This window comes from Microcystis sp. BLCC-F209 (assembly GCF_041928595.1).
In the GTDB taxonomy this organism is placed as follows: Bacteria; Cyanobacteriota; Cyanobacteriia; order Cyanobacteriales; family Microcystaceae; genus Microcystis.
Window position 1 is genome coordinate 1 of the sequence record NZ_JBHFLL010000013.1, and the last position, 7480, is coordinate 7480.

The following is a 7480-nucleotide window of genomic DNA, read 5'->3' on the forward strand; positions in this document are numbered from 1 at the left end:
AACCCTTATCCTGACTTGATTTCAGTTTTTTCCTTGTCAGTAAGGGTGTCAACAAGGAATATTACAGATTGTTAACCGAGTCTTGAAAGCCTTGTGCTACAAAGGTTTGAAATGTTAAGAAAGATGTGACTAAAGGACAGCTTAATAAGGGGGGTGCCGATCCCCCCTTAATCCCCCCTTAATAAGGGGGGTATCTGACAATTTTCAACAGCTACTTACTTAGATAGCTGATGGCAAAAAAAACAAAGATGATAGTTAGTAACTAAAAAAAAGATGTATCTACTTGACAAAATCAAAAACGGAACCTTGGTATTGATCGGTTACTTATTATCGCCCCTGTGTTGGTGGAACGATCTAATTTTTAATCTGCCGATCGCCTACGGTTTCGGTCGTTTAATTGCTTGCTTACACGCCGATTTTTTTCTACCAGCGGCCATGGTTGGTTATTGGTTATCCAATCTGGTGGGAATTCTGCTGATGCAGTTCGGAACGAAAGAATTAATCGGTGGAGAGAAAGAAGAACGCCATTGGCAAAAAGAATTAAGAAATGGATTACTTTCCTCGACAGTTTACACTTTAGTTATTCTGGGCCTAATTCATTTTCAGGTATTAGAAATGCCCCTGTTATCCTCGATCGCCACTTTTTCCCCGTGATTGCCAAAACCTACTTAAACAATAGCTTAATTTTCTTAGCCATCTTGTTAACATCGCTAACTTTTACGGATTTAGCGCTCGCTGTTGAGCGGCATCCCCAAGGATTTGCTTGGGAAAAATCCCTAATGCTATCTATTCATCAAACTACTAATTTAAACCTAAACTTTTTGGCCATAAAACTAACGGGATTAGGCACTTATTGGGGAGTAGCTCCGATACTAACAATTTCACTGCTGATTTTTGCCCTCAAAAAATACTGGTATGGGTTCGCTTATCTCCTTGTGACTATGGCGGGAGGTTGGGCAATTAGTTATAATCTCAAGATTTTTTTTCATCGAAATCGCCCGCAATTTTGGCAGTTATTTTATCCGTTACCCGATGATTTTGCCTTCCCTAGCGGTCATGCTTTATTTAGTTCCCTGTTAGTCATTTCTTTACTGATCCTATCTTGGAGAACGCGCTGGTTTTTCGGGGTAGTTTTACTGGGGATTCCGTTGGTTTTGGTTATTGCTTGGACTCGTCTTTATTTAGGAGTTCACTTTCCTAGCGATATCCTTGCCGCTTGGCTTTTAGCGATCGCTTGGTCTCTCCTAGTTCATATCTGGTGGCAACAGTTATTAGAGACACCCAAGGCGATCAACACCCAAGAAGAAATTAATAATTAATCGGCCTACTTGCTGCAAAAAAAATATCACGTTATACCTAAATTTTTGGAAAAAGCTAATCAAAGCCCTATAGTAATTATCGTTTGATACTCGTCGCTGACACTGAATCATGAAACCAAAACTGCGTCAAGGGAAGGGTCTATCCCTGGGACGGTTTCAAAGCCGTCCCCTTGCTTTTTTCACTTTAGTTCTCCTCTGCATTTTAACCTTTACCTTAGCCCCGTCATCGCCCCTGATGGCCACGTCTAAATCTGAGACTAAGATAGATTTTGTCTCGCCGGCGTGGGTGGCACAAAATCTCAAGGATCCGAAGTTAAAAATTCTCGATGTGCGGATTAATCCTTTAGAATATATCACCGGTCATTTACCGAAAGCGGTGAATATAGCCGACAATAATTTTCGTGGTCCAAACGGATTTTTGCCGGTTCAATATTGGCAAGAGGATAAAATTGGCAGTCTCTTTGCCGCCGCGGGAATCACTAATGGCGATCGAGTGCTGGTATATTCCGATGGTCGCGATGTCTTGGGGGCAACCATGGTCGCCTATTTACTAGAGCGATCGGGTTTCCGAAATGTGGCGGTCTTAGATGGTGGTTTTAAGGGTTATAAGGGTTCCGAACAAAAGGTAACTAAAGAATTCCCTAAATATCAACCCGGGAGCTTTACTGTCCGTGATAATCCCTCGATTCGGGTAAATTTAGCAGAAGTAGAGAAATTGCTCGGCAAACCCGATGTGGTTTTTATCGATCCTAGACCCGAAGAACTTTTTCAGGGGAAACAGGATATCTGGCTGAGAAATGGTCATATTCCGGGGGCGAAAAATATACCCTGGCCGACCTTTACGGAAGCGAATAATCCGGATGAATCCCTGAAAAATCCTCATAAATTGAAATCTTTAGACGAAATCAGGAAGATTCTTGCCCAACGCAACATCAAGCCCTCGGATAATATTATCGTCAGTTGCAGTACCGGACGGGAAGCGACTTTACAGTATATTGTCCTCAAACATCTGCTCGGTTATCCCAAGGTGCGAATTTATGAGGGTTCTTGGACAGAGTACAGTACCACGGATCTGCCCGTCGCTACCGGGCCAGAAAAAGCAGTCTAAAGTCAAGTTTGTCGGTTTATACTCGTTGTGTTTAACCATCTTGCCCAAGATGGTTTTTTTGTTAGGGTAGGTTCCCGAGGACGACCAAGTTAGACGGACGCAAAAAAACCTCGGCGCTCATCCCGAGGTGAATTTAGGAGATTTGAGCTTATTTTGATGTGAAGTTGACGTAAATTAGCTAAGGGCGTTGATCACATAATCAATGTAGGAATTAGCTTCTACAGCAGCATCCCCACTTAATCCGTGATTGGTTTTGATGTATTTTAAGGCTTCGATATACCAGCTAGGAGATAGTTCAAAAGCACTATTAATTTCACTCAAACCGGCGACCAGATATTCATCGATCGGGCCTGTACCGCCCACCACGAGGGCATAGGTGATAATCCGGATATAGTAGCCGATATCGCGAACGCACTTGGATTTCCCCCGCTCATCGTAGGCATAGTTCGGCCCCTGGAGTTGGGTCGTGTAGGGAAATTTTTGATAGACAGCGTTGGCTGCTTCTTGGGCTAAACTGGGGGCCTTTTGGGCGAGGATTTTTACCGCTTCTAGGGTGATGGCGGCCTGACGGAAACGACCGAAGGCTACTTGTAATTCAGCACTGCTGAGAAAACGGCCTTGGGAATCGGCAGTAGCCACCGCTTCGGTTAAAGGGGTCTTGGTCATGGATGGAATTGCTCCTACAAAAGTTTGATCGGATTTAGATAAGAAAGTCACAGCATCAGGAAACTGCCGCCGCCGCTCGATCGAAGTAAGAAGCGACTTCTGCTAGTAAAGAACTGCAATCCCCGCGAGTGATCCCGTTGGGATCGGCCGCTAGGGCAAGGGAAGCGTCCTTGAGCTTGAGAATTCCGGCCGCAACAGAAGCCCCCGGAACTCCTAGGGCGACGTAGGTTTCCCGGAGACCGTTCAAGGCGCGATCATCGAGGATGCTGGCATCGCCGGTGAAGGTGGCATAGGTAACGTAGCGCAGGATAATTTCCAAATCCCGCAGGCAGGCGGCGGCACGACGGTTTGTATAGGCGTTGCCACCGGGGGCAACTAAAACGGGCTGTTCTGAAAACAAACTACGCGCGGCATCGGTAACGATCGCAGAAGAATTACTGGAAAGACGATTGACCACATCCACACGTTTATTACCATCTTTGACGAAGGCAATTAGGGCATTGACTTGATTCTCGCTCAGGTATTCCCCGCGGGTATCGGCCTGAGAAACGACTTTGGCAAAGGCATCTAACACCATAGTTTTCATCTCCTATAATGATGATTGGTTTCGGCAAAATATCGAGGTTGATTTCTCTGGCTTTTCTTTATTTTTTCCGATAAAGTATCTAGGAGTTTTTTTCTTGGGACTATACTATCGTCCTTGAAAAAATTTTACTCTCCCTTGTCCAGATTTTTTTGTATATCGAGGAACAATTCTTGTTAATTGAATTTAGCGTTGATAGGCGCTTCCAGACATACTTCGTTTTTGCCATGAATTATTTTATAGACCATTTTCCTACTTTTATTTATTAAAAATTGTTTCTTAAAAAAACAGCAAAAAAATAATTTTTTAGGATAAATCTCAGAAAACTTTCTTAAATGTGTAACCCGATACCAAGAAAAAGTATCGCTCTTTTCATCTCTCTAATAATTCCTTTAAGTTGTTTAAACAAATGTGCTTTTATATACCAATAATAATTAACTAAATTAAGAGAAATTTCCCAGGACAATTTTACCGATTGTGCTTCGATATACAAAAAAAGTGGCAAGGCAAAAAAATCGACAGGGATCCCCGCCGACGTTGTGATCAGAGGTGCCAACACCAGCATTTTGCAGTGTACTCTGACTTAAAAAGTATTGTAAAACATCTTAAATACATATATAATCAAAAATAGCCAACAAATACAAAGCAAGTGGGATTATGCCGATCGCAAGAGACATCACCCAATTGGTAGGACGGACTCCCCTAGTCCAACTGAATCGAATCCCAGTAGCAGAGGGAGTAAAAGCCCGCATCGTCGTCAAACTGGAAAGTATGAACCCCGCCGCCTCGGTTAAAGATCGCATCGGGGTCAGTATGGTGGAGGACGCTGAAGCCGCCGGACTAATTCACCCCGATAAAACAATTCTGGTGGAACCCACTTCCGGTAATACCGGCATCGCCCTGGCCATGGTAGCGGCGGCCAAAGGCTATCGCCTAGTCCTGACCATGCCCGAAACCATGAGTTTAGAACGACGGGCGATGTTAAAAGCCTACGGGGCGCAATTAGAATTAACCCCGGGTAGCCAAGGCATGAAAGGAGCGATCGCCCGGGCTGAGGAAATAGTCGAAAACACCCCCAACGCCTATAGTTTGCAACAGTTCCGCAACCCAGCCAACCCGAAAATTCACCGAGAAACCACCGCCGAAGAAATCTGGGCCGATACCGACGGCCTGGTAGATATCGTTATCGGTGGCGTGGGAACCGGGGGAACCATTACCGGTATTGCCGAAACCATTAAACCCCGTCGTCCCCAATTTCAAGCGATCGCAGTTGAACCCTCTAATAGTCCCGTCTTATCGGGAGGACCACCCGGTCCGCACAAAATCCAAGGCATCGGCGCCGGTTTTATCCCGGCAATTTTCCGACCGGAATTAATCGATGAGGTGATTATCGTCGATGATACAGAGGCTTTCGCCTACGCACGACGGTTAGCTCGTCAGGAGGGACTACTATCGGGCATTTCGGCTGGGGCCGCTTTATGGGCGGCGATTCAGGTGGGCAAAAGACCCGAAAACGAAGATAAATTAATCGTCATGATTCAGCCTAGTTTCGGGGAACGTTACCTCAGCACGGCCCTGTTTAAAGACCTCGAAGATATCGACTAATAGGACAGTAAATTGATGGAATTTGCAACGAGGGCGATTCATGGGGGGCAAGAACCAGACTCTAGCCATGGGGCGGTAACGATTCCCATTTATTCCACTTCCACCTGTAACACCGGCTTTACTAGGATTATCGATCGGGATCGAGAATAGAAACGATTTAAAGCGGGATCTGGAAAGGGCTTTGATTGGTTAGGCGAAGTTTTTATCTCATTTGATGGGTTAAACAATGTTTTTTGACTCGGAAGATTGGCAAACGATTATTTTTCGGCTCAGTATGGCTATGGCCGTCGGCTGTCTGATTGGTTATAACCGACAGCGAGGCGGTCGTCCGGCTGGATTGAGAACTTTTATCATCGTTAGTCTCGGGGCTGCCATGTTTGTCATGATTCCCCTACAAGCGGAGGGAGATGTGGGTTATGCGTCTTCTAATGCTCTCAGTCGCACTATTCAAGGGGTCGCTTCTGGTGTCGGTTTTTTAGGGGCGGGAATCATCCTACAACAATCCCATCGGGAACTAAATAAGGTGGAGGTGAAAGGTTTGACTTCGGCGGCGACTATCTGGTTAGCGGCAGGATTAGGCGCCGCTTCTGGTTGCGGTTTATGGCAGATGGTTCTGGTGGGAACTCTATTCTCTCTGTGCACTTTAAGTGGCATTAAACGACTTAAGAAAAATAAATCTTTAGGCAAATATATTAAAGGTCGTAAGAAAATATCCCCGATTAATCAAGAAATAAATCCATCGGATAATTCAGCATCTCATTAATAAAAAAAAGTGATAAAAATCAATTTTTTTGAGAGAGTAAAAGCTTTTTCTTACTAGCTTTTACTTCAAAAAAATTATGTTTTTGTCTGCAATTTATTAATTAAAAATATAATAAATTATTTATAAAATTTTTTGTAAATAAATAACAAATAAATATTTTATATGATAATATCTAGATAGAGTAACCACTTTTCTGAACAGGAGAAAATCCAACTATGATCAACCGAAATAAGAGCTTTCAAAGCCTCAAAAATCAAGTTTTCCGGCTGCTGATTTTCCTCTTAACTGTCACTTTGCTCCTAGGGGGAAGGGGAAATGCGATCGCCTTGCCCCTACTCCCCGAACAGTTGGCCGTCATCGACCGTGCAACGGCAACGGGTGGCACTGTGGTGGAACCAGTCAAGAAAAAAAATGAGGTTTCTAGGCCAAAAATTCTGGAAGATGCCCAAATTGCCTATGAAAAAGCCATCCAAGCGGCAAAATCGGCTATCGATGACCTAAAGGCTCAACTAGCCGCTCCTTCTCTCGACAAGAAGATTATCGAAGCTCAACAGGACAACCTAGAGGACTTAGCAGATAATATTGACGATCTAGGGGAAAAAGTGAGCAAATTAGGGAAAAAATTGGTCAATTCTGGGGCTAAACTCAGTGAAACCCTGCAAAACAACCTTATTACCCTAGAAAATAGCCTTGTTAATACCTCCGAGACGATCGATATCTTAGCCGACGACACCGAACGACTCAAAGATAATGCTTCCCCTTTCCTGAAAACTCGCGTGGAAAAGACCATCGACGCGGTTAAACAGACTCTACAGGAAAGCGATCGAGCTTGGCAAGAACTGATCTCCTCGGCCACCACGGAACTGGAAAAGACTAGCACCCCGAAATAAATAGGGCTTGTAAGGGCATAAAATCAGTCTTTTTTGGGGTAATTATCGTTTTTACCCCAAAATTATCAAATCCGATCCCTAATAGCTGTATCCCGTCTCCTGTCTCGACTAGGAAATTAATTTTGCACGACTACTTACCAATCATGACGCTTACCTATCAACCACCAACCCCCCATCGCTGGCACTTTGATAATCGGGCAATTTTGCCGCTCAGAAATCCTAATTTCTGGAAAATCGAGAGTGGAGTCGTGAAAACCTCCACTTGGTTAGAAGATGGAACCCTCATCGTCTTGGGATTGTGGGGACCTGGCAGTTGGGAGCATCTCACTTACGCGATAAGTAATTATACTTAGCCTAAAAGCCACTCTTAATCGTGTCTTGGAACGAAATAGAGGCTTTTAAAGACGGGAGCATCTCACTTACGCGATAAGTAATTATACTTAGCCTAAAAGCCACTCTTAATCGTGTCTTGGAACGAAATAGAGGCTTTTAAAGACTGCGTACATGGAGAATTAAAACAAGAATTACCCTCGAAAAGCCTATTTT

Annotated in this window: 9 protein-coding genes and 1 pseudogene; 8 read left to right on the forward strand and 2 right to left on the reverse strand. The window is 44.1% G+C overall.

Features of this window, described 5'->3' with window-relative positions:
- Positions 1-273: 273 nt before the first annotated feature.
- The 3 genes from ACE1AQ_RS00545 (at position 274) to ACE1AQ_RS00555 (ending at position 2427) form a co-directional block, all read left to right on the forward strand.
- The gene (locus ACE1AQ_RS00545; RefSeq protein ID WP_149989144.1) at positions 274-654 is read left to right on the forward strand and encodes a hypothetical protein; all 381 of its coding nucleotides are present in this window, start codon (positions 274-276) and stop codon (positions 652-654) included.
- On the forward strand, positions 651-1319 hold the full coding sequence (locus tag ACE1AQ_RS00550; protein ID WP_110543469.1) for a phosphatase PAP2 family protein: 669 nt from the start codon (positions 651-653) through the stop codon (positions 1317-1319). The genes ACE1AQ_RS00545 and ACE1AQ_RS00550 overlap by 4 nt, the downstream gene beginning before the upstream one ends.
- A 109-nt stretch (positions 1320-1428) precedes the next feature.
- Positions 1429-2427, forward strand: a complete 999-nt coding sequence (locus tag ACE1AQ_RS00555) for a sulfurtransferase (protein WP_110543472.1) — start codon at positions 1429-1431, stop codon at positions 2425-2427.
- Between the two features lie 174 nt (positions 2428-2601).
- Here the strand turns inward: ACE1AQ_RS00555 and cpcA are convergent, their stop codons facing one another.
- Together cpcA and ACE1AQ_RS00565 are read right to left on the reverse strand one after the other, a co-directional pair.
- Positions 2602-3093 carry a phycocyanin subunit alpha gene (gene cpcA, locus ACE1AQ_RS00560; protein WP_002732914.1) on the reverse strand — a complete coding sequence of 164 codons (492 nt, stop codon included), beginning with the start codon at positions 3091-3093 and terminating at the stop codon, positions 2602-2604.
- Between the two features lie 55 nt (positions 3094-3148).
- Complete coding sequence (locus tag ACE1AQ_RS00565) at positions 3149-3667, reverse strand: phycocyanin subunit beta (RefSeq protein ID WP_002733930.1); 519 nt, start codon at positions 3665-3667, stop codon at positions 3149-3151.
- A gap of 666 nt (positions 3668-4333) precedes the next feature.
- Between ACE1AQ_RS00565 and cysK the strand changes: the two genes are divergently transcribed.
- From cysK to ACE1AQ_RS00590, 5 genes and pseudogenes are all read left to right on the forward strand, one after another.
- Positions 4334-5281, forward strand: coding sequence for a cysteine synthase A (cysK, locus tag ACE1AQ_RS00570; RefSeq protein ID WP_110543475.1), 948 nt, complete (start codon positions 4334-4336; stop codon positions 5279-5281).
- A 15-nt stretch (positions 5282-5296) separates the two neighbouring features.
- Positions 5297-5431 carry a hypothetical protein gene (locus tag ACE1AQ_RS00575; RefSeq protein WP_283160064.1) on the forward strand — a complete coding sequence of 45 codons (135 nt, stop codon included), beginning with the start codon at positions 5297-5299 and terminating at the stop codon, positions 5429-5431.
- A 76-nt stretch (positions 5432-5507) separates the two neighbouring features.
- Positions 5508-6044 carry an MgtC/SapB family protein gene (locus ACE1AQ_RS00580; protein WP_079209393.1) on the forward strand — a complete coding sequence of 179 codons (537 nt, stop codon included), beginning with the start codon at positions 5508-5510 and terminating at the stop codon, positions 6042-6044.
- A gap of 215 nt (positions 6045-6259) precedes the next feature.
- Entirely contained in the window at positions 6260-6934 is a 675-nt protein-coding gene (locus ACE1AQ_RS00585; RefSeq protein WP_374807653.1) for a hypothetical protein, read from the forward strand.
- 143 nt (positions 6935-7077) lie between these two features.
- A pseudogene (locus ACE1AQ_RS00590) lies at positions 7078-7251 on the forward strand (Crp/Fnr family transcriptional regulator); the annotation flags it as partial.
- Positions 7252-7480: the final 229 nt, after the last annotated feature.